23 protein-coding genes are annotated in these 26,964 nt (G+C 68.9%); 11 read left to right on the top strand and 12 right to left on the bottom strand.

Translation table 11 applies throughout. From position 1 onward, the window contains the following. The first annotated feature begins 35 nt into the window (after positions 1-35). The gene (locus ACFPZ3_RS53930) at positions 36-5,549 is read left to right on the top strand and encodes an ATP-binding protein (protein WP_379522240.1); all 5,514 of its coding nucleotides are present in this window, start codon (positions 36-38) and stop codon (positions 5,547-5,549) included. Positions 5,550-5,989: 440 nt separating this feature from the next. Here the strand turns inward: ACFPZ3_RS53930 and ACFPZ3_RS53925 are convergent, their stop codons facing one another. From ACFPZ3_RS53925 to ACFPZ3_RS53910, 4 genes are all read right to left on the bottom strand, one after another. Beyond that, positions 5,990-7,003 (bottom strand): hemolysin family protein, encoded by a 1,014-nt coding sequence (locus tag ACFPZ3_RS53925; protein WP_379522239.1) that lies wholly within the window; start codon positions 7,001-7,003, stop codon positions 5,990-5,992. After that, entirely contained in the window at positions 7,000-8,346 is a 1,347-nt protein-coding gene (locus ACFPZ3_RS53920) for a hemolysin family protein (RefSeq protein ID WP_379522238.1), read from the bottom strand. The genes ACFPZ3_RS53925 and ACFPZ3_RS53920 overlap by 4 nt, the downstream gene beginning before the upstream one ends. Before the next feature lie 506 nt (positions 8,347-8,852). Beyond that, entirely contained in the window at positions 8,853-9,140 is a 288-nt protein-coding gene (locus ACFPZ3_RS53915; RefSeq protein WP_379522237.1) for a hypothetical protein, read from the bottom strand. A gap of 327 nt (positions 9,141-9,467) precedes the next feature. Then, positions 9,468-9,995: a hypothetical protein gene (locus ACFPZ3_RS53910; protein WP_379522236.1), complete on the bottom strand. Its 528-nt coding sequence runs from the start codon at positions 9,993-9,995 to the stop codon at positions 9,468-9,470. Positions 9,996-10,007: 12 nt separating this feature from the next. On the opposite strand from ACFPZ3_RS53910, the gene ACFPZ3_RS53905 reads away from it, so the two are divergent. Both ACFPZ3_RS53905 and ACFPZ3_RS53900 read left to right on the top strand, forming a co-directional pair. Further along, a complete protein-coding gene (locus ACFPZ3_RS53905) occupies positions 10,008-10,139 on the top strand; it encodes a hypothetical protein (protein WP_379522235.1) in 132 nt (43 codons plus the stop codon). Then, positions 10,139-10,489 (top strand): hypothetical protein, encoded by a 351-nt coding sequence (locus ACFPZ3_RS53900; protein ID WP_379522234.1) that lies wholly within the window; start codon positions 10,139-10,141, stop codon positions 10,487-10,489. Before ACFPZ3_RS53905 ends, ACFPZ3_RS53900 begins: the two co-directional genes overlap by 1 nt. Before the next feature lie 56 nt (positions 10,490-10,545). On the opposite strand, the gene ACFPZ3_RS53895 is transcribed toward ACFPZ3_RS53900, so the two are convergent. Together ACFPZ3_RS53895 and ACFPZ3_RS53890 are read right to left on the bottom strand one after the other, a co-directional pair. Next, complete coding sequence (locus ACFPZ3_RS53895; protein WP_379522265.1) at positions 10,546-11,208, bottom strand: DUF4097 family beta strand repeat-containing protein; 663 nt, start codon at positions 11,206-11,208, stop codon at positions 10,546-10,548. A 342-nt stretch (positions 11,209-11,550) separates the two neighbouring features. Next, positions 11,551-12,813: a serine hydrolase domain-containing protein gene (locus tag ACFPZ3_RS53890; RefSeq protein WP_379522233.1), complete on the bottom strand. Its 1,263-nt coding sequence runs from the start codon at positions 12,811-12,813 to the stop codon at positions 11,551-11,553. Positions 12,814-13,011: 198 nt separating this feature from the next. On the opposite strand from ACFPZ3_RS53890, the gene ACFPZ3_RS53885 reads away from it, so the two are divergent. Next, positions 13,012-13,671, top strand: coding sequence for a GbsR/MarR family transcriptional regulator (locus ACFPZ3_RS53885; RefSeq protein WP_379522232.1), 660 nt, complete (start codon positions 13,012-13,014; stop codon positions 13,669-13,671). A 116-nt stretch (positions 13,672-13,787) separates the two neighbouring features. Here ACFPZ3_RS53885 and ACFPZ3_RS53880 read toward each other — a convergent pair whose 3' ends face one another. Then, the gene (locus ACFPZ3_RS53880; protein ID WP_379522231.1) at positions 13,788-14,327 is read right to left on the bottom strand and encodes a hypothetical protein; all 540 of its coding nucleotides are present in this window, start codon (positions 14,325-14,327) and stop codon (positions 13,788-13,790) included. A gap of 528 nt (positions 14,328-14,855) precedes the next feature. On the opposite strand from ACFPZ3_RS53880, the gene ACFPZ3_RS53875 reads away from it, so the two are divergent. Further along, positions 14,856-16,397, top strand: coding sequence for a serine/threonine-protein kinase (locus ACFPZ3_RS53875; RefSeq protein WP_379522230.1), 1,542 nt, complete (start codon positions 14,856-14,858; stop codon positions 16,395-16,397). A gap of 484 nt (positions 16,398-16,881) precedes the next feature. Here the strand turns inward: ACFPZ3_RS53875 and ACFPZ3_RS53870 are convergent, their stop codons facing one another. Next, positions 16,882-17,862 (bottom strand): tetratricopeptide repeat protein, encoded by a 981-nt coding sequence (locus tag ACFPZ3_RS53870; protein WP_379522229.1) that lies wholly within the window; start codon positions 17,860-17,862, stop codon positions 16,882-16,884. Positions 17,863-18,331: 469 nt separating this feature from the next. Between ACFPZ3_RS53870 and ACFPZ3_RS53865 the strand changes: the two genes are divergently transcribed. From ACFPZ3_RS53865 to ACFPZ3_RS53855, 3 genes are all read left to right on the top strand, one after another. Then, positions 18,332-18,547, top strand: a complete 216-nt coding sequence (locus tag ACFPZ3_RS53865) for a hypothetical protein (RefSeq protein WP_379522228.1) — start codon at positions 18,332-18,334, stop codon at positions 18,545-18,547. An 85-nt stretch (positions 18,548-18,632) separates the two neighbouring features. Then, positions 18,633-19,337 (top strand): DUF4097 family beta strand repeat-containing protein, encoded by a 705-nt coding sequence (locus tag ACFPZ3_RS53860; protein WP_379522227.1) that lies wholly within the window; start codon positions 18,633-18,635, stop codon positions 19,335-19,337. A gap of 414 nt (positions 19,338-19,751) precedes the next feature. Next, positions 19,752-20,021, top strand: a complete 270-nt coding sequence (locus tag ACFPZ3_RS53855; RefSeq protein WP_379522264.1) for an SDR family oxidoreductase — start codon at positions 19,752-19,754, stop codon at positions 20,019-20,021. A gap of 820 nt (positions 20,022-20,841) precedes the next feature. Here the strand turns inward: ACFPZ3_RS53855 and ACFPZ3_RS53850 are convergent. Further along, on the bottom strand, positions 20,842-21,555 hold the full coding sequence (locus ACFPZ3_RS53850) for a WD40 repeat domain-containing protein (RefSeq protein ID WP_379522226.1): 714 nt from the start codon (positions 21,553-21,555) through the stop codon (positions 20,842-20,844). Positions 21,556-21,729: 174 nt separating this feature from the next. Here ACFPZ3_RS53850 and ACFPZ3_RS53845 point away from each other — a divergent pair, with 174 nt between their 5' ends. Beyond that, positions 21,730-22,272 carry a hypothetical protein gene (locus tag ACFPZ3_RS53845; RefSeq protein WP_379522225.1) on the top strand — a complete coding sequence of 181 codons (543 nt, stop codon included), beginning with the start codon at positions 21,730-21,732 and terminating at the stop codon, positions 22,270-22,272. 63 nt (positions 22,273-22,335) lie between these two features. Here the strand turns inward: ACFPZ3_RS53845 and ACFPZ3_RS53840 are convergent, their stop codons facing one another. Both ACFPZ3_RS53840 and ACFPZ3_RS53835 read right to left on the bottom strand, forming a co-directional pair. Next, complete coding sequence (locus ACFPZ3_RS53840) at positions 22,336-22,938, bottom strand: dihydrofolate reductase family protein (RefSeq protein WP_379522224.1); 603 nt, start codon at positions 22,936-22,938, stop codon at positions 22,336-22,338. A 622-nt stretch (positions 22,939-23,560) separates the two neighbouring features. After that, the gene (locus ACFPZ3_RS53835) at positions 23,561-24,427 is read right to left on the bottom strand and encodes a hypothetical protein (protein ID WP_379522223.1); all 867 of its coding nucleotides are present in this window, start codon (positions 24,425-24,427) and stop codon (positions 23,561-23,563) included. A gap of 103 nt (positions 24,428-24,530) precedes the next feature. On the opposite strand from ACFPZ3_RS53835, the gene ACFPZ3_RS53830 reads away from it, so the two are divergent. Beyond that, on the top strand, positions 24,531-24,752 hold the full coding sequence (locus tag ACFPZ3_RS53830; protein ID WP_379522222.1) for a recombinase family protein: 222 nt from the start codon (positions 24,531-24,533) through the stop codon (positions 24,750-24,752). Between the two features lie 81 nt (positions 24,753-24,833). On the opposite strand, the gene ACFPZ3_RS53825 is transcribed toward ACFPZ3_RS53830, so the two are convergent. Beyond that, the gene (locus tag ACFPZ3_RS53825; RefSeq protein ID WP_379522221.1) at positions 24,834-25,403 is read right to left on the bottom strand and encodes a TetR/AcrR family transcriptional regulator; all 570 of its coding nucleotides are present in this window, start codon (positions 25,401-25,403) and stop codon (positions 24,834-24,836) included. Between the two features lie 89 nt (positions 25,404-25,492). On the opposite strand from ACFPZ3_RS53825, the gene ACFPZ3_RS53820 reads away from it, so the two are divergent. Beyond that, positions 25,493-26,953 carry an MFS transporter gene (locus ACFPZ3_RS53820; protein WP_379522220.1) on the top strand — a complete coding sequence of 487 codons (1,461 nt, stop codon included), beginning with the start codon at positions 25,493-25,495 and terminating at the stop codon, positions 26,951-26,953. Positions 26,954-26,964: the final 11 nt, after the last annotated feature.

Raw genomic sequence — 26,964 nt, 5'->3', positions numbered from 1 at the left:
GCCGCCGTGTCACCGGTTTCGAAAGGCCCGTTTCCGTGTTCAGTCGTGTCGCCATCGTCAACCGCGGTGAAGCCGCCATGCGGCTCATCCACGCCGTTCGAGATCTAGCCGCGGAGACGGGGGCTCGGATCGAGACCGTCGCCCTGTTCACGGACTCCGACCGTACGGCCACGTTCGTCCGCGAGGCGGACATCGCCTACGACCTGGGGCTTGCCGCCAACCGGCCCTATCTGGACCGCGCGGTCCTCAAGAAGGCCCTGGTCGAGACCGGTGCCGACGCGGCCTGGGTCGGTTGGGGCTTCGTGGCGGAGGATCCAGCGTTCGCCGACCTGTGCGCCGAGATCGGCGTGACGTTCGTCGGTCCGAGCGCCGAGGCGATGCGCAAGCTGGGCGACAAGATCGGCTCGAAGCTGATCGCCGAAGAGGTCGGCGTGCCCGTCGCGCCGTGGAGCCGCGGTCCGGTGGAGACACTGGAGGAGGCGAAGGCGGCGGCGGATCGGATCGGCTACCCGTTGATGCTGAAGGCGACCGCGGGCGGCGGTGGTCGTGGTATCCGGATGGTCTCCGACTCCGACGAGCTGACCCGGGCCTACGAGCTGACGCGCCAGGAAGCCGCGCGCGCGTTCGGCAGTGGCGTCGTGTTCCTGGAGCGCCTCGTGACGGGTGCCCGGCACGTCGAGGTGCAGGTCATCGCGGACGGGCAGGGCACCGCGTGGGCGCTGGGCGTACGCGACTGCTCCGTGCAGCGGCGCAACCAGAAGATCATCGAGGAGTCCGCCTCCCCGGTCCTCGACGCCGAGCAGGTCGCCGAACTGAAGGCGGCGGCCGAGCGGCTCATGCTCGCGGTGGACTATCAGGGCGCGGGCACCGTCGAGTTTCTCTACCACCCCGGTGAGCGGCAGTTCGCGTTCCTGGAGGTCAACACGCGCCTGCAGGTCGAGCACCCGATCACCGAGATCACCACCGGTGTCGACCTGGTGAAGGCCCAGTTGCATGTCGCGGCGGGCGTCAAGCTCGAGGGCGACGCGCCCGAGGAGTGGGGCCACGCCGTTGAGGCGCGTCTCAACGCCGAGGACCCCGACCGCGACTTCGCACCCTCACCCGGCCGGATCGCGCGGCTGGCGCTGCCCAGCGGCCCCGGCGTCCGGGTGGACACCGGGTTCAGCGAGGGCGACACGATCCCCGCCGACTTCGACTCGATGATCGCCAAGATCATCGCACACGGCCGTGACCGTACGGAGGCGTTGGCTCGCCTGCGCCGCGCGATGACGCAGACGACCGTCATCATCGAGGGCGGCGTGACGAACAAGGGCTTCGTCCGCATGCTGCTCGACGAGCCCGCGGTGATCGACGGGTCCGCCGACACCGGCTGGATCGATCGCGTACGCGCCCAGGGCGATCTCGTGTCGCACCAGCACTCCGCGATCGCGCTGATCGCCGCCGCCGTCGAGGCATACGAGGACGAGGAGGCCGTGACGCGGCAGCGCTTCCTGTCCACCGCGCACGGCGGCCGTCCGCAGTCTCAGCACGAGAGCGGTCGTGCGCTGGAGCTCAAGCTCCGCGACGTCGGCTACCGCGTCCAGGTCGCCCGCACCGGCGGCCACCGGTTCCGCATCGGCCTCTCGGCGGGCGGCCCCGAGCACGCGGCCGACGTCGACATCGAACGCTTCGACGAGCACAGCGGCCGGATCACCGTCAACGGTGTCCGCTTCAAGGTCGTCACGAGCACTCACGGCCCGATCCACCTGGTCGAGGTCGACGGCATCACACACCGGATCAGCCGCGATGAGGGCGGCATCGTGCGCTCGCCCGTGCCCGCGCTCGTGGTGGCCACGCCGCTGCAGGCGGGCGACGAGGTCGAGGCCGGTGCGCCGCTGCTCGTGGTCGAGAGCATGAAGATGGAGACCGTGCTGCGCGCGCCGTTCCGCGGCCGCGTACGGGAGCTCGCGGTGTCGGTCGGCAGCCAGGTGGAGGCGGGCGCCCGCCTGCTCCGCCTGGAGCCGCTGGGCGACGGCGACGAGGCGGCCGGGCCGGTGGCTCTGGCGAAGGAAGTCGAGCTGGACCTACCGTCCGAGCCGGTGGACGTGCCCGCGGCCGAGCGGGCCACGCGTGGTCTGCAGGATCTGCGCAACCTCCTGCTGGGCTTCGACATCGACTCGCAGGATGAGAAGCGCCTGCTCGCCAACTACCTGGCTGCGCGCGCCGAGCTCGTCGCTGCGGGCAAGCATGAGCCGGTCGGTGAGGTCGAGCTGCTGCGCCTGTTCGCCGCCCTGAGCGAGCTGAGCCGCAACCGGCACGCCGGCGAGGAGTCGAAGTCCGACTCCGCGGTGCACAGCCCCCGCGAATACTTCCACACCTACCTGCAATACCTCGACCCGGACCGGGCCGGGCTGTCGGAGAGCTTCCAGCAACGGCTCACGCACGTGCTGTCCTACTACGGCGTCCAAGGCCTCGAACGCACGCCGGAGCTGGAGGACGCGGTCTTCCGGATCTTCCTGGCCCAGCGGCGCGCGTCCGCCGACGTCGCCGTGGTGACGACCCTGCTGCGCCAGTGGGCGAAGGAGTTCCCGCCCGCCGAGGCGGACCGGGTCACCATCGGCCTGGAGCTGGAGCACCTGATCGCCGCCACCCAGGTCCGGTTCCCCGCCGTCGCGGACCTGGCGCGCGGCGTCGTGTTCGCCTGGTTCGCCCAGCCGGTGCTGCGCCGTACCCGCGCCACGGTCTACACGGCCGTGCGCAAGCATCTGCGCCACCTCGACCAGCACCCGGACGCGCCAGACCGCGCCGAGCGGATCTCCGCGATGGTCGCCAGCGCGGAGCCGCTCGTCCGGCTGGTCGGCCGGCGGATCGGCCGCGAAGGCGCGGACCCCGTGCCGCTGCTGGAGGTGCTGAGCCGCCGCTACTACGGCAGCCGCGCGCTCAGTGACATCCGGGTGCGCGCGGTGGCAGGCTGCACGTTCGTCGTCGCCGACCACCGCACCGCGACCGGCAACGTCCGCGTCGTGACCACCGCGGTCGACTTCCCGGCCCTGGCCGAGGCGGTCAAGGCTGTCGACGAGTTCGCCCATGACGGTGAGCTGGTGGCCGACGTCTACCTGAACTGGTCGGACAGTCCGGGCGACCCCGACGAGATGGCCACGCGCCTGCGCGAGGTCCTGGTCGCGCAGCAGCCGTCGAACCGGGTCAGCCGCATCACCACGACCGTCGCCGGCAACAGCGGCGCCGTGATGCACCACCACTTCACCTTCCGCCCGCCCGCGGCTGGCCCTGTGGCCGGCCCCGCGGCCGGTTTCGTGGAGGAACAGCTGCTGCGCGGTCTGCACCCGCGCATCGCCGAGCGCATGCAGCTGGAGCGGTTGCGCGACTTCGACCTCACCCGGCTGCCCTCGCCCGACGAGGAGGTCTACCTCTTCCGGGCCACGGCACGGCAGAATCCGTCCGACGAGCGTCTCGTCGCCCTGGGTCAGGTACGCGACCTGACCCCGCTGCGCGACGACGACGGCAGGCTCGTCGCGCTGCCCGCTGCCGAGAACATCCTGGCCACGTGTCTCGACGCGATCCGCCGGGCCAGGAAGCCCGGCGCGAAGACCTCCGCCACGAACCGCATCGTCATCTACGTGTGGCCACCGACCGACCTTTCGCCGGACGACCTCGACACGGTGGCGAAGCGCGTGTTGCCGACGACGGCGGGCGCGGGCCTGGAGGAGGTGCTGTTCCTCGGCAGGCGCCGCGACAGCGCCACCGGTGAGCTCGTCGACATCGCCGTCCAGATCGGCTACGACGTGGGCTCCGGCGTGCGGCTGTCCGTCGTGCCGCCGCCTTCCGAGCCCATCGAGCCACTGGACGACTACCGCCAGGAAGTGCTGCGCGCGCACAGCCGCGGCACGCACCACCCGTACGAGCTGACCGGCATGCTCGCCGGGCCGTTCGGCTCGTTCACCGAGTACGACATGGACGAGCACTCGAAGCTGGTGCCGGTCAACCGGCCCAAGGGACGCAACACCGCCGCGCTCGTCGCGGGTGTCGTCAGCACGCCCACGCCGCGCCACCCGGAGGGCATGACGCGCGTCGTGCTCCTGGGCGACCCGACGAAAGCGCTCGGGGCTCTGTCCGAGCCCGAGTGCGCGCGGGTGATCGCCGCGCTCGACCTGGCCGAGCAGCTGCGGGTGCCGCTGGAGTGGTTCGCGCTCTCGGCGGGCGCCCGGATCTCGATGTCGTCCGGTACGGAGAACATGGACTGGGTGGCGGCAGCCCTGAAGCGGATCGTGACCTTCACCCAGGACGGCGGCGAGATCAACATCGTGGTCGCGGGCATCAACGTCGGCGCCCAGCCGTATTGGAACGCCGAGGCCACGATGCTCATGCACACCAAGGGCATCCTGGTGATGACGCCGGACTCCGCTATGGTGCTGACGGGCAAGCAGTCGCTCGACTTCTCCGGCGGGGTGTCGGCCGAGGACAACCACGGCATCGGCGGATACGACCGGATCATGGGCCCGAATGGCCAGGCGCAGTACTGGGCACCGGACATCCGCGGTGCACGGGAAGTCCTGATGTCGCACTACGACCACACCTACGTCGCTCCGGGGGAGAGCGGACCGCGCAAGACGGTCACCAGCGACCCGGTGGACCGGGACGTGTCGACGTTCCCGCACTCCGTGCCGGACAGCGACTTCACGACAGTGGGCCAGATCTTCTCCATCGAGTCCAACCCCGACCGCAAGAAGCCGTTCGACATCCGCACGGTCATGCGCGCGCTGTCCGATCAGGACCACCCGGTGCTGGAGCGGTGGGCGGGCATGGCCGACGCGGACACCGCCGCGGTCCAGGACGTCCACCTGGGTGGCCGGCCGGTGTGCCTGCTGGGCATCGAGTCCCGGTCCGTGCCGCGTCGCGGCTTCCCGCCCACCGACGGCCCGGACACCTACACCGCCGGCACCTTGTTCCCGCGCTCGTCCAAGAAGGCCGCTCGGGCCATCAACGCCGCCAGCGGAAACCGTCCGCTGGTCGTGCTGGCCAACCTGTCAGGGTTCGACGGGTCGCCCGAGTCGATGCGCAAACTGCAGTTGGAGTACGGCGCGGAGATCGGCCGCGCGGTCGTGAACTTCAAGGGCCCCATCGTGTTCTGCGTGATCTCGCGCTACCACGGCGGCGCGTTCGTGGTGTTCTCCAAGGCGCTCAACCCGAACATGACCGTGCTCGCGGTCGAGGGCTCGTTCGCCTCGGTGCTCGGCGGTGCTCCGGCAGCCGCGGTGGTCTTCGCGCGCGACGTCGACAAGCGGACCGGAAACGATCCCCGTGTGCTCGCGCTCGCCGCCCGGGTCGCCGAGGCGCCGGCCGCCACGCGGGCCGCGTTGGCCGCCGAGCTGGCCGAGCTGCGGTCGTCCGTGCGGGCCGAGAAGCTCACCGAGGTGGCCACCGAGTTCGACCGCGTGCACAGCATCCAGCGGGCGGTCGACGTCGGCTCGGTCGACGCGATCATCAGCTGCGCCGAGCTGCGGCCACGAATCATCGAGGCGGTGGAGAAGGGCCTCGCCCGACAGCTTTGACCTGCTCCTGGGCGGCACTGCGCGGCTGAGCCGCCTGGATGCCGGGGTGACGGTGGTATCGGCGACCGGCTCGTGGCGTTCCATCGGCTCGCCGGCCCGGTCGCGACCGCGACCGGGCCGGACAAGCCGATGTTCATCCTGCAGGGCGGCCGCGACTACCAGGTGAGGTGGACTATTGGGCGTTCCTCCTTGCCGATCTCCCGGAGGCCCCGGCACACTCTCCGACGCCTCGCGGGCGAACGCCGCCTCGCAGACGGCCGGTGCTCCCTCGTCCTTGTGAGCGCGCAGACTGGGGGTATCACCTCCGTAGCGGAAGAGGTTGTGGTTCTGGGTGTCTGGTAGCTGGTCGGGGCGAGGGGATGCGCAGATTCCGGCTGTCCTGTTATGGCTGCTGGTCTGGGTCCTGAATCTGTACGAGCTCCTGTTGGCGATCTGAGGCGTCAGGCGGTGACCAGCAGGGTGGTCAGCAGGTCATCGAGGGCGATGAGCCCGGCCACCGTTCCGTCGCTGCCGCGGACCAGGCCGATCTGACTGTGCGCGTCCCGCAGCCGGCCCACCGCGTCGGAGACGGGCAGGTCGGGCGGCAGCGTGGGCAGGCGGTAGGCCAGCTTGCCGGCGGTCGTCGCGGTGCTGCGGCGGCGGGCCAGGTAGGCGTCACGGAGGTGGATGACGCCGATCGGGTCGGTGACGGGGCCGACGATCAGGCGGGAGCGGCCGGCGCGTACGGCGGCGTCGACGACCTGCTGCGGTGTGGCGCCGGCGGGTACGGTCACGATCCGGTCCGGTGGGGTGATCAGGTCGGCGATGGGGGCGTTCGGGGCCTGGAGGGTTTGGCTGAGTATGGCGTGGTCGTCGGCCTCGATGAGGCCGAGTCGGCGCGACTCCTCCACCAGGTGCTGGAGCTGGGCGGGGGTGCGAGGGTTGACCTTCTCGCCCCCGGGATGGACTTTGAACAGTCGCAGCAGGCCGTTGGTGATCGCGTTCAGGGCGCTGATCAGGGGCCGGACGAGCAGGGTGAAGGCGCGGAACGGCAGCGCCAGGATGGTGGCCGAGCGTTCGGGATGGGCGATGGCCCACGACTTGGGGGCCATCTCGCCCAGCACCATGTGCAGGAACGTCACCAGCGCCAGCGCGATGACGAAGGAGACCGCGTGCGCGACGGCCTCGGGCACGCCGATGGTGTGGAAGAGCGGGGTCAGGGTGCCGGCGATCAAGGGTTCGGAGACCACGCCGAGGCCGAGCGAGCAGAGGGTGATGCCGAGCTGGGCGCCGGCCAGCATGAGTGAGAGTTCCTTGATGCCGGACAGGGCGGCGGAGGCGGCGCGGCTGCCCTGGGCCGCGGCCTTCTCCAGACGGTGGCGTTTGGCGGCGACCAGGGCGAACTCGGAGGCGACGAAGAAGCCGTTGGCGATGAGGAGGAGCAGGGTGAGGATCAGGCCGGTGGTCAGGTTCACGACTGCTCCTCGGGGGCCTGGCGGTAGGGGGTGAGCCGGACGCGTTCTGGGACGTGCCGGTTGAGGGCCAGGACCTCGATGCGCGCGTGTGTGGGGGCGCCGGGGTCGAGGGTGGCGGGCAGGTCGGCGGTGATGACGTCTCCGGGTACGGCGAAGCGGCCGAGCCGGTGCAGGATGAGTCCGGCCAGGGTGTCGTATTCGTCCTCGTCGGGCAGGTTGAGGCCGGTCTCCAGGGCGATCTCGTCGATGCGCAGGCCGGCGTTCAGGTCCCAGCCGTCGTCGCGGCGTACCGCGGTGGGGGTGTCGGCGTCGTTCTCGTCGGCGATCTCGCCGACGAGTTCCTCGGCGACGTCCTCCCAGGTGAGCAGGCCGGCCAGACCGCCGTGCTCGTCCACCACGCAGGCGACCTCCTCGCCGCGGGCGTGCAGCTGTGCGACGAGGTCGGGCAGGGAGAGGGAGAAGGGGACGATGAGCACGTCACGGCTGACGTCCGCGATGCGGGTGGTGGCGGCCTTGTCGACGGGTACGGCAGCGGCGTCGCGCAGGCTGACCAGTCCGATCACGTCGTTCATGGTGGAGCCGAGCACCGGGTAGTGAGTGTGGCCGTGGGCGGCGATGAGCTCGTCCAGGTCGGCGACGGTGGCCGTGCCGCTGATGGCGACGACCTCGACGCGGGGCACCATGACCTCTTCGGCGGTGTGGTCGGAGAAGGCCAGGGCGCGTTCGAGGACGTCGGCCTGGCTGCCGGGCAGCTTGCCGTGGGCCTCGGACTCGCCGATGATGTGGCCGAGCTCTTCCAGGGTGGCGCCGTGGTGCAGTTCTTCGACCGGTTCGATGCCGACGGCCCGCAGGAGTTTGTTGGCGGCGGTGTCGAACAGCTTGATGACCGGGCCGGCGATCGTCATGTAGATGAGGGTGGAGCCGGCGAGGGCGCGGGCCAGCGGCTCAGGTCTGGCCAGGGCGAAGTTCTTGGGGGCGAGCTCGCCGAGCACCATCTGGATGACGGTGGCCAGCGCGAAGCCGATCGCCAGCGCGACACCGCCGACCATGCCCTCGGGCATGCCCAGCGCGGCGAGCGCGGGGGCGATCAGCTCGGCCAGGGCGGGGCGGGCGATGAAGCCGACGACGAGGGCGGTGACGGTGATGCCGAGCTGCGCGCCGGACAGCATGAACGACAGCCGTTCCATCACCTGGACGGCCTTGGCGGCCTTCTTGTCGCCGGCGGCGGCCTGCTGGGACAGAGCGAGCCGGTCGGCGCTGACGTAGGCGAACTCCTGGGCGACGAAGTAGCCGGTGGCGAGCGTCAGAAGAAAGATGGCCAGCAGACCGAGAAACACGCTCACCTGTTCCGCTCCTTTCCGCCGTAGTGGCATCGACATGGCGGCACATGAGGGCAGGCTCACCCGCAGGCGTTCGTACGGACGGTAACTGATCCGCCCGCACCACGGGTAACCGGGACGCATCTTGGCGTGGCAGAGCCGGCAGGCCGCCGCGTGCGGATGTCCTCACTACGATGATCAAGCATTGTGATCTTCGCCTGAGGTGGTCGAAGGCGTCGGGGCAAGAACGCGTTCGTGGCGTCCTGGAGAGCAGGCTCGTGCGGCGAGCCGTCATCATCGGTATGGAGACCAGCTCCTCCCTGATGGACCGCACAGGACGGGAGATTCGGCTCGAAGAACGCGAATGGTGGCATTTCGGGCCCTCGTCGGCTCAGGCGAACCGGGCGATGAGGTGCGGTCGTGTCCGAGCTTGTGGCCGCGAGAATGGCGCTTACCAGGGAAGACACCCAAGAGCCCCGAATCCTGTAGTGGTTCGAGGCTCCCGGGAGTTAGCTGCCGTATCCGCCCTTCTACGGAATGAACACGCTCGCGCCGACTATCTCTTTACCGTCGCCCGGCCACACCGTCCCGGTGATCATGCCCTGGCAGTTCGGCAGGAGGTAGGCGACGGCCACATCGTCGGTCAGGTTGTAAACGAAGGGATCTGCGCTGTTGGCGGTGTAGCAGCCGCTGGGGTCAACGTACTCCGCCCTGTTGATGTAGAGGGTGCCGCTCGCGGCGGAGACCGGGCTCGCCAGGCTTACGGCGAGTGCGGCGGCGGCAGTGAGGGTGACGAGGGCGGTCGTGGTGCGGAGCATGGGCGACTTCCTGTCCTGTAGGGGTTCGCGCCGTGGCGCTGTCTTCCCCTACAGGGTGCACTTTAAGTGTTCCTCCAACTACTGTCAGTAGTGACAGTGTCGGATGCGAGACCCACTTCAATGAGCACATCGTCACCCACAGGCAATGATCGGACGGCCGGAGTGCCGCGGTCCGCAGCGGATGGATCAAGCCGTTCACCGCGGTCGCATGGCCGGCCCGGACGAGATCAAGGCCGTCATCGGGTCCCGGCTTCCCGCATCAAGCGGGAGCGGGACAGCACGGCCGGACCTCGCCGTCCGGCGATTTTCTGGAGCTCTGGTATGGCTCTAGTACTTGCGGCAGTCGTGCTTGGCGAGAAACAGCGACATCCCAGCGACCCGGTTGTCCTTGTAGGACAGGTAGAAGAGGTAATAGGCCTTCCTGTTACCCGGCACGCCGGCAGTGGGGAAGCCTCCCGGGCCGGACCGCAGGTCGGGGTAGGCGGCTTTGAGCTGCCTCTTGGTGGAGCCGAAGCCGATGCCCTTGGGCGTCTTCATGCCGGCGTGCGCGACGATCATGGTGAGCCCGTACTTCTTGGATATGACCGCCCCGACCTGGTACTCGCCGTACGGCTTCTCCTTCAGGTCCCAGCCCGTGCACCCGGCGTGGTCCCCCACTGGTTTGCGGACGATCCTGCCGGTCGCCTTGGCCTTCGTGGCGCTCATGCCGAGCTTCAGGCTGCCATACCCGTAGGGCCCCAGCGTGGCCTTCTGAGCGGCGAGCGCGGGGGGCGCGACGGCGACCGACGTGACTGCCACCGCCAGCGCCACCGCCAGCACCGAGCGTCTGATTGGTAAGGCGTTCGATTGGTTCATTGCCCTTGCTCCTTGATCGACTCGATCGAGCTGATCACTTTAGCAATGGCGCGGCCCGGCCTCGGCAATTCGGCGGAACCTCCTGCTCTCAAAGACGCGTCGGCGCCGCCGCATGAGCAGAGCCCCGGCGGTCTTGAGCTCTGATGCGGTATGGCGCGGTTGACCCCCGGTTCCAGTGGAAGGGCTGGAAGTACCGCCACGCGCGCACGTGCTGGGCACCAGCCGCTGGGACGGCGCGGCCTGGGACCGCCAGGAGGTCAACGACCAGCTCGCCGAGCAGTGGACATCGTGGCCGCCCGGCAAAGGAGTCCTCGCCCCGGCCACCCGGCTGGAACCCCGGCCCCATCGCCGCCCCGCTGCCCCTGCTCGCTCACGCCCGCGCCTTCCTCGCCACGGCCGTGGCCGCCGATCGAGCGGCCGGCGCCACCTGGGCCGAGATCGTCGCCGTGCTCGACGTCAGTGCCGACACCGTGGTCTGCCGCTACCACACCTGATCAACGACTAAGCACACCATGGCCGAGCAGGGCATCCCCTTGGTCGGCTTGCCCCTTCACAGGCTGCGGGCGGTGATGTCCCCGTTGGAGGTGGTGGCGTGGATGTCGAGTTCGGTGGTGCCGTCGTTCTTGAGGGCGTTGGTGATGCGGCCGTGGCTGGTGCCGGCGTCCAGGGCGGCCGAGACTCCGCCGGCGGCGATGATCGAGATGTCGCCGGACTGGGTGCGCAGCACGACTCTGCCGCCGGTGGCCTCGGCGATCCGGATGTCACCCCGTGCGGTACTGATCTCCGCGGGACCACCCAGCCGGCCGACCTCGACGTCACCGTCGACCGCGGTGAGCCGGACGCCGGCGGCCTCATCGATCGTGATCCGGCTGTAGGCGCCTTCGAAGGCGACGTCGCCGAGCCGCCCGACGGTCCGGAGTTCGGCGCTGGCCGCCTTGGCCTCGATGCGGGAGCCGGCGGGCAGCTTGACCGTCACCTCGATGGATCCGGACGGGCCGAGGTACTGGTTCTTCTCCGGGGTCTCGATCCGCAGGACGCCGTCGGCGTACGCGACCGTGGTCTGCTCCGCCGCCTTCACATCACGGCTCTTGGAGGCGTTCGCGGGCAGGACCTCTACCTCGGTGTCGGCCCGGTCAGAGGCGATGAACTCAACGCGTCCCGCGGGGATGTTCAGGACGGCGGAGATCGGGGCGGGGATGTCGAACTTCTGCATCATGTACTCCTTGTGCTGCGTTGTTGTCGATTTTGCGAGACCCGTTCCGGCGTGGCGCTCATGGGCTTCCACGAGCGCCGCATCAGGGCCAGGGGTGAGCTGTCCAGTTCGCGGCCCCGAGGCCGCAATCGCTGAATCGTTCATGCGTCGACCATCGCCGACCGCACTGATACCGGGCTGTCGCCGTCCTGACGCCGCCGCTGACGCACGGGTCCCGGGCGTAGCCGCCGAGGTGGTTTCGGGGTTGGGCTGAGCCAGGCCCACTCGGTTGGGACGGTGGGTTTGAGGACGTTGCCTGCGGTGCCCGCTCGTTGATGAGCCCGGCTGCCGCCACGGCCCCGTCTACTCGGCTGCCCCGGCCTGCCCGCCGCAGAACGCCGCCTTGACGAGCCCGTCCAGCATCTTCGGATACTTGGCGAAGTCGAATGCGGCGTCGCCGGCGGTCAGCGAGGCGGTCAGGGTCTTGCTGCCGTCAGGCGTGCTGTACATCAGCGCCGCGTAGCCCCCCGGCGGGTTGCCATTGTGGTTGAGAACGGTGCCGCAGGTCGGGCCCAGGTCCTGCACGAACATTCCGAGGCCGTAGCGGCCGTAGAGGGGGTCGCTCTCCGGGTGCGGCTTACGCATCTCGGCCAGCAGCTCGGCCGGCAGGAGCTGGCCGCCGTTCAGCGCGGAGAAGAACGTGTGGAGATCCCTGGTGGTCGAGATCATGTCACCGGCGCCGGCTACCAGGGAGAGGTTCTGGCGGGAGACGTCGGCCACCTTCCACTGACCGGCGTCCTGGTAGCGGAAGTAGCCGTGGGCGTACGGCCTGGGCAGCTGCGTGCGATTGCCCGGCACCACGGTGCCCTTCAGCCCGAGCGGCCCCAGAATCCGCCGCTTCAGCTCCGCGTCGAACGAGCGGCCGGTGACCTTCTCGATCAGCAGCCTGGCCAGCGTGTAGTTGGTGTTGGAGTAGCTCCAGTCCTTCCCCGGCTCAAACCGCGCCGGCTTGGACAACGCGAACCGCACCAGCTCCTCCGGCCGGTACGAGTGGAACCGGTTGTCCAGCCACTCCTTGCCCGTCGCGGGGAGCCCCGGAACCCATGTCCCGTCGGGGTCGGAGTCGCCGGTGTAGTTGAACAGTCCGCTGGTGTGCTGCAGCAGCATCCGCACCGTGATCCGCCGGTCCAGCCCGAGCTTGGGCAGGTAGCCGGCCACCGGGGCGTCCAGCCCGATCTCGCCCTCGGCCACCAGCTGCAACACCACGGTCGCATGGAAGGTCTTGGTGACGCTGCCCACCCAGAAATGCCCGTTCGTCGGCGGCTTCGCGCTCGCGTCCAGCTTGCGCACCCCGGCGCTGCCGACCCACTCGCCCCGCTGATCGTGCACGCGCAGCTGCACCCCGAGGAAACCGGCATCGACGAACGCCTGGATGGCCTTCTGCAGCTCCGGGCGGTCCTGTCCCACGGCGGCCGTCGGCGCGACCACGCGGCTGTCCGCGGCGGCCGCTGCAGGTGTGGCCGCCCCGGCCAGCAGCGCGGCCGCCAGCGCCGTGACCGCCACGCGCCGGGAGGCGTGCGGCGTCCGGGCCCTGTTGTCTTTGGGGGCATGGGGGGATTCACTCATGGTCGATCCTCTTTTCGCGATAGTACGTGTTTTGCGCAGCTCGAAAGCTATGTTGCATTCGGAATTCCGTCAATCGCGAAAATGCACTTATCCCAGGTGAATGGTCACATTTTGGAGCAATGACGCTGAGCTCGAATGCAAGACACTGTTGCAATGACTGGCGGCGAAGACAACACTGGCGGCATGCCAGGAGCACGATTGACCCAGCAGGAGCGCGAGCGCATCGCGTCCGGGCTCGCCGACAAGCTCTCCTACGGCGAGATCTCCAGGCGGCTCGACCGGCCGACCTCGACGATCACCCGGGAGATCACACGCAATGGCGGACCCAACGACTACCGGCCCCAGCAAGCACACCAGGCGACGATCCAGCGAGCCCGGCGCGGCACACCGGCACCCCCACATGCGGACACACCGCCGGTCGCCACAATGGAACAGGAGATCCTCGAGATGGCGGTCAGAGCGGGGATGCCGAGGACAGCCGCGCGCGTGCACCACGACCTGGCGCTGTCCGAGGACGGCAGGCGCACCGCAGCCGAGCTGACCCACAGGCTGAGGGTCAGTCCGGCCTCCGTCTCCGTCGCCGTGAACTTCCTGGTCCAGCAGGGATTTGTGCGTCGCGAGCGCGATCCGCGGCGGCGTCGCGACATCTACGTGATCGACGACGACGCCTGGTACAACGCGATCATGACCAGCGAGCGGCAGACACTCCAGACGGCGCGGGCCACGATGGCGGTGGCCGAGACCTACGGGCTCGACACTCCCGTGGGACAACGGCTGGCCAAGACAGCGGCGTACCTGGAACGCGTCAGCCTGGACATCATGGAATCGGCCGACCGCTGGCGCACCCTCCTGGCGTGACAGGACTCCAGCGAACCCACGTGGCGATCCGGCTGACCAGTTCCCGCAGGATGGCCGACTTCGGTTCGAGGTAGATCGTTTCGATTTCCCAGCGCTGGTGGTAGAGGACGATGAAGTCACGGGCGGGGTAGCGGCGCTGGTCGAGCAGGGTGGTGATCAGCCGGTAGCGGACGGTTCGCCGGTTGCCGCCGGAGAGGGTGACGGTGATGTGGGCGACCCGGATCGCGTCCGCCCAGCATGCTGGTCCACGACCCGTCGGGCAATGTGGCCAGCCGGCTGTTCTTGCAGCGGATCAGCAGGTCCCTCGCAGCGCTGGCGATCGCCGTGACGAGGGCTTTGACCGCGAGGTTCCGGTTGGCCGGCAGCACCATCCCCGCTCGCAGGCAACCGAACAGGGCGGGCGCATAGCGGGTCTCGCCGGTCGTGAACGGGCCGAAGGTCGCCGCGAGCACGGTACGGGTGCCGCACACGACCCCGGCCGGCAGCCGGACCAGGGGATAGCCCGACCCGCCGTGCGAGCCGCTTTGATGCCTGTACGGGGCCAGGTTCGCCGGGCTGTCGGGCACCGACATCGTGGTGCCGTCGAGCGCGCAGACCAGATGCCCCCGCCACCGCAGCGCACCCGCCGGCCAGTCGCGATTTCCGCCAGGCAACATTCTCTGGCGCTGCGGGAGGACGGCCGCGTCATCACGTGGGGCCCAACCTGCCTGCGAACCTGACGGTGCCCGCCGAAGCGCAGTCCGGTGTCACCTCGACATCCCCGCTGAGGCGCAGTGCGGGGTGAGCGCCATCTCGTGTGGGTACCTTTGCTTGTCCGTGCTGTGACGGAACGCCGAGACTGAGTCATCTCGGCCGCGGGCACGCCGTCGATGATCCGTTCGATGCCGCCTGTGGAATCCGCACGCTGAAGGCCGGCGAAAACGATCCCGCTCACCTCGGATGAGCCCGGCAGAGGCGCGTCGGGCGCAACCCACACCCTCAGGTACATCAGCGCGCCAGATCCTGGCGGGCCAGTATCCCGGCGGCGGCGATCTCCGCAGGCGAATCAACTGACTTCGCGGCCCTGCCGTCTCAATGTCACCTTCGACGAGTCGTACGCCATCGCGCCCCTCTAGTATCGGGATCTTCCCTGACATGACAAGGACGCAACGTATGAACGAGGCCGAACTTCGCGGGGCAGCGCGATGACTTTGCTCGTAGGGCGCTATCGGCTGTTATCGGAGCTCGGCCAAGGCGGCATGGGCACGGTCTGGCAGGCGATGGACGAACTGCTGCGCCAGGAGGTCGCCATCAAGGAGGTCCGGCTGCCCCCGGACCTCGACGAGGCATCGCGTACCGAACTGACCGAACGCACCCTCCGCGAGGCGAGGGCCGCGGCGCGCCTGCGTTCGCATCCGTCGATTGTCACCATTCTCGACGTCGTCCTCGACAACGGGCGGCCGTGGATCGTCATGGAGCTGGTACGCGGCCGTTCGCTGGACCGGGCGGTACGCGATGACGGCCCGCTGCCGGTACGCCAGGTGGCCTGGATCGGCCTGCGCATGCTGGACGCCCTCGGGGCCGCGCATGCATCGGGCATCCTGCACCGGGACGTCAAGCCGGCCAACGTCATGCTCACCGACGACGGGCGGGTGCTGCTGACCGACTTCGGCATCGCGACCGTCGCCGGGGATGCCGCGCTCACCCAGACGGGGTTGCTGACCGGTTCGCCCGGCTATATCGCCCCTGAGCGCCTGCGCGGCGAGTCCGATGGGCCGCCGGCGGATCTGTGGTCGCTCGGCGTCACATTGTTCACCGCGGTGGAGGGCAGTGCTCCGTTCGCCCGTGCGAACTCGGCCGCGATCATGGCCGCCGTCCTCATGCAGGAACCCGCGCCGCCCCGGCTGGCGGGCCCGCTCGGCCCTGTGCTGGCCGCGATCCTGGAGAAGAACCCGGTACGCCGCTGCCCACCGGACCGGGCGGCCGAGTGGCTGAACGCCATCGCGCAAGGCGCCCCGACGACCGGTCCGGCCGTGCAAGGCCGCCCCATGGCCGGCCCGACCTTGAACCGCCCGGCCTTGAACCGGGAGCATTCAGAGCAAGCCGCCTCCGGTCACCGGCACAAGCGCCGCCGGACACCGATCGTTGTGGGGGCCGCGATTGCCGTGGCGCTGGTCGCGACGGCGGGCGCGGTGGTCCTGGTACAGGTCCTGCCGGACCGTAGCGCCACGATCGGCAGCCCGGTCACCTCCCGTGCCACCTCCTCGGCGTCCAGCTCGTCCAAGGCACAGGTCCTCTTCAAGCGCGACATCGAGGCGTGCAAGCTGCTGACCACAGCCAAGGTGAGCGTGTTGTTCGACCGTCCGATGAAACGCGATGCGTTCGTGGTCACGGCCTCCTGTAGCTGGGTCAACGCGGCGGACATGACGCGTCTGAACATCCAGGTGGTTCGTCTGAACACCGTCTCATTGGCTCACACCAGCCAGCAGGAGGCGGTCAAGTCCCTGAAGAGCCGGAAGAACCACACCCCGGGGTCGAGCCTCCGCAAGGGCCCGAACGTGGGCGACGAGGCGTACACCTTCGCCAACCAGGAAACCGCGTTCGGCGCGATGATGTACTACACCGAGATCCACTTCCGCATGACGAACGTGTGGGTGAGCATCACCAGCCAACGCCGCCGACCTGGAGCCACCACCACCGATCAGGTGGCTCAACTCGTCGCGGCGGCCATCAACAAGCGCCGCTGACCCTCTCACCCGACTGGCAACGAAGCCGTCGCCCCGCCGAACGCCGCTGTCGGTGGACCTGCCCAGCACACTTGCGACGTTGGCGCCGGCATCGGGGCGGAGTTGAAGGTGGTGCGGGGCACGCTGGGGCATGTCAGCATCGTGAGACGTGAATCCACGACCCGGTCAGGCCGCGCGGACCGGTAGTGGGCGGTGAGTTGCGTGGAAGGCGTTGCTCCAGGCCTGCCGCCAGGGCCAGTGCCGGGGCAGGCGGAAGGCCACGCGTCCTGGGGCCTCGCTGACACCGCCCGCGCACGATCCCGCCTGACGGCCGAGCACCCTCGAGACGTCATAGCACTCGCACGGCGGAACCATCGCGGTGCCCGGTCCTGATCAACGACAGGCCGAACCAATCGGCGGGTCGGACACCGTCCTCGTGGCGGCGGTATCTGGGCCGTGCGGCCGCAATCTTCGTGGCCGTTGACGCTTTCGTTCGCGGGGCCGCTCAGCGGGGCCGGGGAAGGCCGAGTTTCTCCCGCAGTTCCACCAGCCCTCGTGTGCGTCGCTCGTCCCGCCAGTCCTCGACATGGGTGTAGAGCGCGAGTACCAGCCTGCGCCCGCGCTCGTACCGTTCGTCGCTCCAGGTCTTCAGGCGTTCCAGTCCCGCGTGGACCGGCCCGAAGTCCGCGGGGAACAGATGGAGACCGATGTCAACGAGCGCGGGACGGCTGACCTCCTTCAAAGAGAGGGCGGACTCGAAAGGCTGCCGCACTACGTCGCCCTCGCTCACGCCGCTGTGCTCCATCTGGTCATGGACGAGGTCCAAGCTGAACGCCTCGCCCGCCAGCAACTCGCCGTACCGGACGGTGACCCAGGGGTGCAGCCCCGCGTTTCCGCCTCTGGCCGGGTGGGACTTTCCGGCCGCGTACTGGAGCACTTCACCCGCCTGGTCCTTTTCGTCCTGGCTGATGAGTATGTGCCCTTCGAGGAAGGCGGCGTAGCCGGCGAACAGGCTGTCGCACATCGTTCGCGCGTACTTCAGCGGCTCCAGCGCCGCGGCCGGCTCGCCGCTTTGGAGCAGGAGGTTGCCGAGGAAGAGGGCGGCGAGGTCCCCGGTCTCCATGCCCTTGTGGACGTGAGCGGCCTGCTCGAAGCCTTCCCTGGCCGTGTCCGGGTCGCCGGTGAGCTGGGCCGCGAGGCTCCGAAGGAGCACCCGATCCGAGTCCAGGGACAGGTAGGCCGGGAGATCCGGAGCGAGCATCACGGCGGCCAAGGGGCCGAGCCAGGGATCTTCTCCCGCGGCCACCTGCTCCAGCCATGTCCGGTTGGAGGCGCCGAGCCCGTTCTCGCCGAGTTCGATGCCCGCCAGCGCCATGGCAGCGTGCCCGGACACGGTGGTACGTCCCGTGCCGGCGATCGTGGTCAGCAGGGCCCGCGCTTGCGGAGCGTCACGCCCTGTAGGCCGCCAGCCCGCGTTCGACCTCATCCGGCACTGGGCTCAGGGGGTCGGGGGGAAGCGGAAGGGCCCCTCCGTGGGAGTCCAGCAGGGATTGATCGGTCATGTGGCTGCTTTCTCGCAGGAGAGTTTCGCGCGATCATGCCCCGAGCGACCGACACTTGATCGCGGACGGTCAGAAACGGTGGGCCGGCACGACCACCCTCCGGACACGAGTACCAGTGGCGTCGCTGGGCCGTGCACGCTCCCCGGCAGCGCAAGAGGTGAGGCTGGCACTACCAGTGATCAGGGTGCCGACAGCAATGCCGCTCGTTGCGGCCCAATCTAGGGTTTCGAGCGTGACGTTTTCTCGCGCGACAGCGACCGGCGGGCTCGCCCCTGGCTGCCTTGCCACCGCGTTCCCCGCCGAAGCCGCGGCCGCGCAAACCGTGGCCCGCGGTACCGTGGTCTCCTCGACTCAGGTGGAGACACCACGCTGTACCGGGGCGATGTGGCCTCGGTGAACGAGAAATCCACCGATCGCGCCGCGGCGTTGCTGTTCGCGGGGGCCGGGCATGCGGTGTCTGCCCCTGACTATCTCGGCCTGGGCACGGGGCCCGGCCATCACACCTACGCGGACCCGCTGAAGGAGCTGCTGACCGCGCTCGACTCCACCTGCGGCTGGAAGCCGGACGTTCCGGTGGTGGCCGCCGGCTTCACGGGGAATCGGGCTTGATCCGTCCGGTCCCAGTCATGTCCTCAGAAACGATTCCAGGGATCAACCAAGGCCGGTACCTCCGAATCACTCAGAATCGAACATCATGAAGATGCAGAGAATGGCGATGATCGCGGGCCCTCTCGGGCTCGTGGCAGTGTTGGCCGGGTGCGGCACCACCGGGTCGCTGGATGAGGACGCCGTGTCGTACGACGTCACCGACGAGGTGGCGGCGCTGCACGTCGAAGCCGATTCCGGGACCGTCGACGTGGTCGAGTCGGATCGTCGGGGCATCCGCGTCACGGAGCGGCTGAACTGGCGCAAGGACAAGCCGAAGACCAGCCACAAGGTGCAAGGTGACACGCTGGAGCTGACGTTCACCTGCCCCAACACGTGGGGCTGGGGCGCCATAGGCACGTCCTGCGACGTGAGCTACCAGGTCGAGGTGCCCAGGGGACTCCGCGTCAAGGTGGGCTCCGACTCGGGGAACCTGACGCTGAAGAACCTGTCGGGCGAGCTGGAAGCCACCACCGACTCCGGGGCGATCCAGGCCAGTGAGTTGACGGGCAAGCAGGTCGTCACGAAGACCGACTCGGGCGACATGAACCTGGCCTTCGCCGGGCAGCCCGACCAGGTCACGACCACCACGGATTCGGGTAAGACCGTGATCCAGGTGCCACAGGGGCCGTACAACATCGTGACCAAGACGGACTCCGGCAACCAGGACATCAAGGCCGCGAGTGTCCCCTCGGCCCAGCGTACGATCAAGCTGTCCAGCGACTCCGGGGACATGGAGGTCATGACGCCCTGATGGGCGCCTCCGAGAGGCTGTCGTGCGTCTGATGCGGACATCTCGCACCGGACGCGATCGTGCCGAACGAGGTGGTGAGGAGGCCAGCAGGATGGGTGGGGTGGCGTCCACACGCAGCCGGTGCTGCGGGTTGGGAATGGGCGTGGGCTGCCCCAGCAACCGGCGATCCGGGCCAGCGCGGGCGGGCTGCACCTCATGTCCCTGGCCCGCGGCGCCTGCCGGCGCAGGAGCGAGGCATACTCCGTGTAGTCGGCGACCGGCAGGTGGGAATCCTGGCAGAACACCGGCGTACTGACCCTCACCTCCTCGTCTCTCTCGGCGTTCGCCGCCTGGTACGGGCCGCCGGTGTCGATGGCCACCAGCAGCTGGGCGAGTTCCGCCCAGTTGGGGTTGTAAAGTCCGGCGAACGCCAGCCTGGCCTGGAACGGCGGCCGGGACGGGATCCTGGTCAACGTCGTGGCGCCGGGCTTCACCCTGACCGACAGCCGCCCCGACATTCCGGCGTTCGTCACCGACGCCCTCGCCGCCGCCACCCCCACCCCCACCCCCACCCACAGGCTTTCCACCTCCGACGACGTGGCCAACCTCATCGTCTTCCTGGGCTCGGGAGCCAACGGCAACCTCACCGGCGAGGTGATCCGGGACGGCTCCGCCGCCGCACGCGCACCACACATCGGCGGATAGAAGCCTCAACCTCTCCACCACACGAGCGGGCGTGGGAGCGGTTCGCCCAGGTCACCCCGCTACTCAGTAACAGCGCTCCGAGGCTTTGCGGTGAAAGCACTGGGTGTGCCCCTGCGGGATGAGGTGGCGCTGGTGCGGCCCAGATCCAAGGTCGAGTTGTACGCGGTGATCCGTCGCGATTCTCGCGCTGGGATGTCCATCCGGCAATCCAGAGTGAGACGTCGCGCGGATAGGGGCGTCTGCCGGGTGAGGATGTGACACAGGCACGGAGCCTCAAGATCACGTAGTATCGATTTCCTGGATCCGGCGGGCGGTCCCGCCGCGGCGCTCGCCGCCCTGCGGGCCGCCGACTGGTCCTGCTACGACCTCGGGCGCGACATCGTGCCCCTGCGGGAGGCGCTCGCTGACACCAACGCGACCGGCGTGTGGGACCCGTTCGGCGCCGACAGCGAGCCGAACGCCGACCAGGTGGGAGAGGCATTCGTGCAGCTCTCCCTCAGCGAATGCCTCACGCGAGAGGGCGACGCCGCGGCGGGGGACGCGGCGCTTTCGAGCGCCTTGAAGACCGCACGCGAGATGAACGACCCGCTGCTGGAGGGCCGTGTGCTCCTCGCGATGGGTCAGTACGGCGAGGCTTCCGGCGTCATCGCGAGTGCGGGAGCCCATGCCTGGCATGCCAAGGACAGGCCATCGCCCAGCTGGCCCGCCGCTGCCCGGCGCGGCGGGAGATGGGGAGGACTATCGGCGAATGCCTGGCCACCGATCATGGGGGACTGGATCGGTGGTCTGCGCCGAGAACTTCTCGATCGGATCCTCATCGTCAACGCCCGCCACTTACGGTGCAGATTGATCTGTACGGCTCATTCGGCGGCAGATAGAGCTGCCACTCCCGCCGAGTGAGCGAACGCCCCGCGACTCCACAGACCGCCCGTACAAGGTCACCTGGAACGTTCAGCTGCCACAACTGCGCCTCACCGTCGACACCGACCGCCAGCATCGTCCCCTCGGGGGCGAAAGCAAGCCCGGAGACACTGTCGTGCTGGGTGTTGAACTCTTGAACGAGTCCCCGAGTCACCGGATCCCACAGGCGGACCACCTTGCCCCAACCCGCTGAGGCCAGGATGGAGCCGTCCGGGCTGAAGGCGAGCGCGAACACCCCGTTGCTGTGGGCGTTGAGCTCTCCTTGCGGCCGTCTGGTCGCCGCGTTCCACAGGCGAACGGTGCCGCGAGCGTCGCCGGTGGCCAGTACGGTCCCGGTGGGGTTGAAGGCCATCGCGTGGACGCTGTCGACGTGGCCGCTGAGTTCGCCGACCTGACGTAGCGTCGCCGGGTTCCACAGCGGGACGGTCTCGCTCTGACCGCCGACGGCCAGGATCGAGCTGTCCGGGCTGAAGGCGAGCGCGTAGGCCGAAGAGCCAGGCGCCTTGAGGGCGCCGATCAGCCGGCGAGTGCGGAGGTTCCATAGCTGTATCGAGGAGCCGTCACCGACCGCGAGCATCGAGCCGTCAGGGCTGAAGGCGATCACGTCGATCATTGTCTCGTCACTGGGGAATGAGTCTCCGGGCCGCCAGGTCGCCGTATCCCGCAGTTGTGCTTTCGAGCCACCGGTGGCCAGCATGGAACTGTCCGGGCTGAAGTCCAGCGCCCCGATGCGATCAGCCTTGGCGCCAAGGACGCCGACCTCGGCGCCGGTGGCGGGATCCCACAGTTGAACGCCTCCGCGCAGGCTGCTGCCGGTGGCCAGGAGCGAGCCGTCGCGGGGATAGGCGAGGACGCTGACGGAGCCGTTGCCGATCTTGATCGTCCTGGCCGGCCGCCAGGTGGACGCTGCCCACAGGGGAACATCCGGCTAGGCCCCGAGCTTGCAAAAGCGAAGCCAGGCCGGCCGGCCCCCCGCGATGTCCTGAGCGCGGTGTTCGATGCGGGGAACCTCAAGCTGAATCCGTTCTTCGAGAGCCCGGTGGTTACGGAGCCCGGCAAGACCGCTCCGGCCGTCTCGGTGGGCAGCGGTAAGAGCGGACATATCGAGCTCTACAAGGGGTACTTCGGCGAAGAGCCGGCGGCACTCCACACCTACATGAACCCGCCCAAGCCACTCAGCGACCCTGACGGGCGCATGCTCATCCTGCTCCACGAACTGGCGCATCTCATGGGCACGCTACCGGGAAACGAAGACTTCAAGGACATCAGGGAGAAGCTCGTCTATCCGTTCAACGCGCAGATCGTCCGTGACTGCGTCAAGAATCACTGACCCGACTGCCAAGCCGGTCACCGGCATGGAGGTCATCGCTGTAATCATAGGAGGTTCAGGTCGTCACGTTGCATACTGCGGGCGTCCGGTGGGCCGGTAGACCTGGAGCGTTATGCCCTTCGGGAAAGTGCGCGAGTCGACCAGGTCGAGCGCGATGTCCGGGCCGGAGTCAGGGAACAGCCGCGTGCCCTGCCCGACGACCACCGGGACGATGAGCAGATTCATCTCATCGACAAGGTCGTTCTCCAGCAGCCAGCGGACCAGTCTGCCACTGCCGTGCACCTGTAGCTCACCTCCCGGCTTGTCCTTCAGCTCTGCGATGGCGGCCGCGACGTCTCCGGACAGGACGGTCGTGTCCGCCCATCGCGATTCGGTGAGCGTGGTCGATGCCACATATTTGGGCCGCGTGTTCAAGGCATCCGCGACGGGGCCGCTGCCCAGATCCATCGTCCCCCAGTAGCCGGCAAAAAACTCATACGTCCACCGGCCGAACAGGAACGCGTCGGCACGCTGGTAGATCTGGTTGACGAGCGTTCCGGCCTGGTCGTCAAAGTGCCCCAGAGCCCACCCGTCGCGCTTGAATCCGGCCATGCGCTCCTCCTTCGACGGGCCGTTTCCCTGCATCACACCGTCGACGGAGACTTGCGTGGTGGTCGTCAGTTTCATGATCGTGGTTCTCTTTTCGCTGGTCTGGTCGTCGGCCGGTTCGACCGTACTGATTTCACGGATGGTAACGCGGGTAGCGCTCTCGGCTACCGGACATCAGGCGACTTCGTGGCCTGGACCGGCTGTTCGACTCACCGACCGCGCTGCGCTTCAGTTCCTTCCACGCGCTGCCGCCTGGCACGGCTTCAACCTCGCCGCCCCAGGTGCGGTGGGAGGTGGAGATAGCCGACCCTGCCGCCTCCTGGTCACGGCCGCCGTCGACCGTTATCTCGACCGGACCGGGCGTCAGGACCGGTGACGAAGCCGTCCAGGAGAACCGAGTTAGTCGCGATGATTCGATTCATGACGTTCACCTTGTGCTACGAGCTCGCCGGCGAACAGATGCAAATGTCACCCGGCGAACAGTGAGTTCCGCCAGTTGTCCGCGTACTCCTTTGAGCCGTTAGCTGGGGTCACCCCAGGAGCGTCTGAGGGCCTACGACGCGGGCTAGGTGTGACTACACCACGCCCACCGCACACCGCTGTGAAGGGCCGGCCGGACAGGACGTTCGCGCAGTTCGCCCGCGACTACGCCGGCCAGCTCAGCGGGTCACACTGCGGGAGGGAGCCGACGGCGCGGGGGTCAGTCCGATGGGTGCAGTCGTAGCCACAACTCGGCACGTTCGACATGAAGCTCCCGCCCGAGCTGCCGATACGCCTCGCCCATCAGGCGTACGGCCGCGCGATCATAACTCGTCAGCGACTTGAGCACGCACAGCGCCGAGCCAGGATAGCCATCGGCGAGGAATCGCCCGGCCAGCGGCCCGTAGTCATCGGAGTCCCACGGGCGGTCCACCCGTACGGTGCCGGGCGCGAACGCCGCCGCGTCGGCGAGCACGCCGATGCCGTCGCCGGTCGGCTCGTACCGCCATCCCTGAGGGACCGCCGGACGGATCGCCCGCTTCGAGCGGGCCCCTGCCGTGATCTGCGAGGAGCCGAGGTCGGGGCGCAGGTCGAGGGCGCGGCACACCGCCGCCCAGCGCGTGTCCTCGGCAGGAGACTTCCGCCCGCTCCCAGGCCCGCCCCAGTTCGCCACACTGCCGACGAGCAGGTTCTCCAGCGCCTCTTTGGTGTTGTCGCCGAGCCAGACCGCGCGATCGTCGACCGGCGCGAACGACACACACAGGTGGTCCTCCGCATCCACCTCCGGAGCTAGCACCGCCCACCCGTAATGCAGCGCGTCACCACCGTTCCAGCAGAAGGGGAGGATTTCGAGCGGCTGAAAGTGGTAGGCGAGTTCGCCGCACAGAGCCTGCGGATCGTCGCTGCCGGGCGGCTGGCCGAGAAGACTCGGGTCGATGTCCCCGCAGAAAAGGTCACCACCCCGGTCGATCCACTCCGCGTAGCGCCACACGTCCGGATCTTTCGGGTCCAGCTCGTCCATGAGGAACTCGACCAGCGAGACGAACGTGCCAGGCAACTGGAATGTTCGATGCAGAGGGTGGTGCAAGACGACCTCCAGACTGATCGTGATCTTGTAGGAAGCGTAGAGCAACGCGCCTGGGCGAAACGGGGAGAGCCACGAACCGACCCGACCTGAGAGAATCGCGGGCGTGACCGGCGTCCTGCAGCCGCCCACTGACCCGCTGGCCGCTTTCCCCGCCCATCGCAGCGAGATCCGCATCGGCTACGCCCGCGTCTCCACCGCCGGGCAGAACCTCGAACGCCAACTCGACACGCTCAAGGCCGCCGCGCGGCCGCACCGGCGGCCGACCCACCGTCATTACCCGCAGAAGCCGGAGCGCCAGCAGATACGCCCCAGGTCCTGCGGCTAGAGAGGCCAAAGAAGCCCAGTGGAACTAGCTCGTCGACGGCGGTCGACAGGTAGCGGCTGTTCCACAGCGCGACGGACTGGATCAGGCGAGCAACCGGTCGACCAGCCCGTCGAGGTAGTCAGGGGTGAGCGGGCCCGCGCCGAACAGGACGCGCATGTAGATCGGCGCCAGGAGATGGTCCAGCACCTCCAGTACGTCAGGCGGGTCCTCGCCACGGTCGCGGGCGCGGTCGAGCACGGCCTGCAACTGCCTGGTGCGGTCAGCCAGGAGCTCGTCGCGCGCCTGAAGGCCCTGCTGGCCCTCGCCTGACAGCGCGAGAGTCAGCCGCACCAGCGCCAGGCCATCGGGTCCGGTGACCTCGCGGGCCACGTTGGCGGCGTGGGTCCGCAGGTCGCCGGCCAGGCTGCCGGTGTCAGGCATCGGCGACTGCGCGTTGAGCCGGGTCAGCAGCACATCGCTGAGCAGCGCTTGAAGGTTGCCCCACCGGCGGTAGAGGCTGGTGTCGGCCACGCCCGCGCGGGCCGCGATGTCGCCGACGGTGAAGTTTCCGTAGCCACGCTCGCTGACCAGGTCGGTAACGGCCTGGTGCACTGCCGCGCGGACCCGGGCGCTGCGCCCGCCGGGCCGCCTGGCCCGCCCCTGCTCATCCATACCCCCACCTTAACGCAGTCGAGACTTGCGTTAGAGCCTACGAGGGTCTATGTTAACGCAGTCATTAACTGCTTTTAGGAGGGATGTGCGTGAAAGCGTTGCTCACCCTGACCTGTGCAGGTCAGTTCATGGTGCTGCTCGACAACACGATCGTCGGCGCTGCCCTGCCCGACATGCAGCAGCGGCTCCACACCGGGCTGACCGGCCTGCAGTGGATCGTCGACGCCTATGTGCTGCTGGTGGCCATGCTGCTGCTGTCGGGCGGCGTCTTCGCCGACCGGTTCGGCCGCAGGCGGGTGTTCCTGGCCGGGGTGGTGGTGTTCACGGCCGCGTCGGTGGTGTGTGCGCTCGCGCCGTCGATCGGCTGGCTGATCGCCGGGCGGGTGCTGCAGGGCGTCGGGGCCGCGGCGCTGAGCCCCGCCTCACTAGCGCTGCTCGCCGCCGCGTATCCCGCCCCGAGGGAGCGCGTCAGAGCGATCGGGTTGTGGGCCGGGTTCAGCGGCATCGGCCTGGCCGCCGGACCGCTGGCGGGCGGGATCCTGGTGGAGTCCTTCGGCTGGCCCGCCATCTTCCTGGTCAACGTCCCCATCGGGGCGGTCCTGCTGCTGGCCGGGCTGCGCGTGCTGGGGGAGTCCCGCAACCCGAGCGCGCCGCCGATCGACGTCCCCGGCACGGTCCTGTCCGCCGCGGGCGTGGGCGCTGTGACCTACGGCCTGATCGAGGGCGGTTCCCGAGGCTGGACCTCGCCGGTGATCCTGGGCAGTTTCGCCGCCGGACTGGCGCTCCTGGCCGCGTTCGTCGTGGTCGAGGGTCGTGTGTCGACGCCGATGCTGCCGCTCCGGCTGTTCCGTCAGCGGCTGTTCACGGTGTCCAACACGGCGATGGTCGTGGTCGGGTTCGCACTGATGGGGTCGTCGTTCTTCTTCTCCCAGTTCTTCGTCTACGTCCAGGGCGCTTCGATCTTGGTCGCCGGACTGCGGACCCTGCCCGTCTCGCTGGCCATGGTGATCGTCAGCCCGTACGCGGGCCGGTTCGCGGCCAGGTACGGCTTCCGCGTCGTCGTCAGCATCGGCCTGGCGCTGGCCGGGCTGGGGCTGCTGGCGCTGGGCTTCGTCCACGCCGATACCGGCTACGGGAACGTGTGGTGGCGGCTGGCGGTCGTCGGCATCGGGTTCGCTCTCACCATGTCGCCGCTGACCGGGGCCGCAATCCAGGCGGTCAGCCCGCAGGAGGGCGGTCTCGCCTCGGGCGTCAGCAGCACCACCCGGCAGATCGGCGCGGTGCTCGGCGTGGCGGTGCTCGGGGCGATCGTCCACACGCGGGAGTCCGGCGGCGCCTCCTTCGAATCCGGCCTCAACAGCGCCTTCCTCGCGGCGGGGGCCATGACGCTGGCCTGCGCCGTATTCACCGGCCTGTGGCTGACCGCAGCCCGGACGCCGAGGGGCATCCAGGTCGAACAGTCAGGAGGCCAAGCAGTCAGTGAGCCGCCGCTGACAGCTCCTCCCAGCCGGCCGTCGCCCCCTATGACGAATGCCGACGGGAGAAGGTAACAGGTCCGGTC

Source organism: Nonomuraea insulae (genome assembly GCF_042656245.1).
Note: the sequence above shows the minus strand (reverse complement) of the source record. Positions and strands in the feature narration are given on the sequence as shown.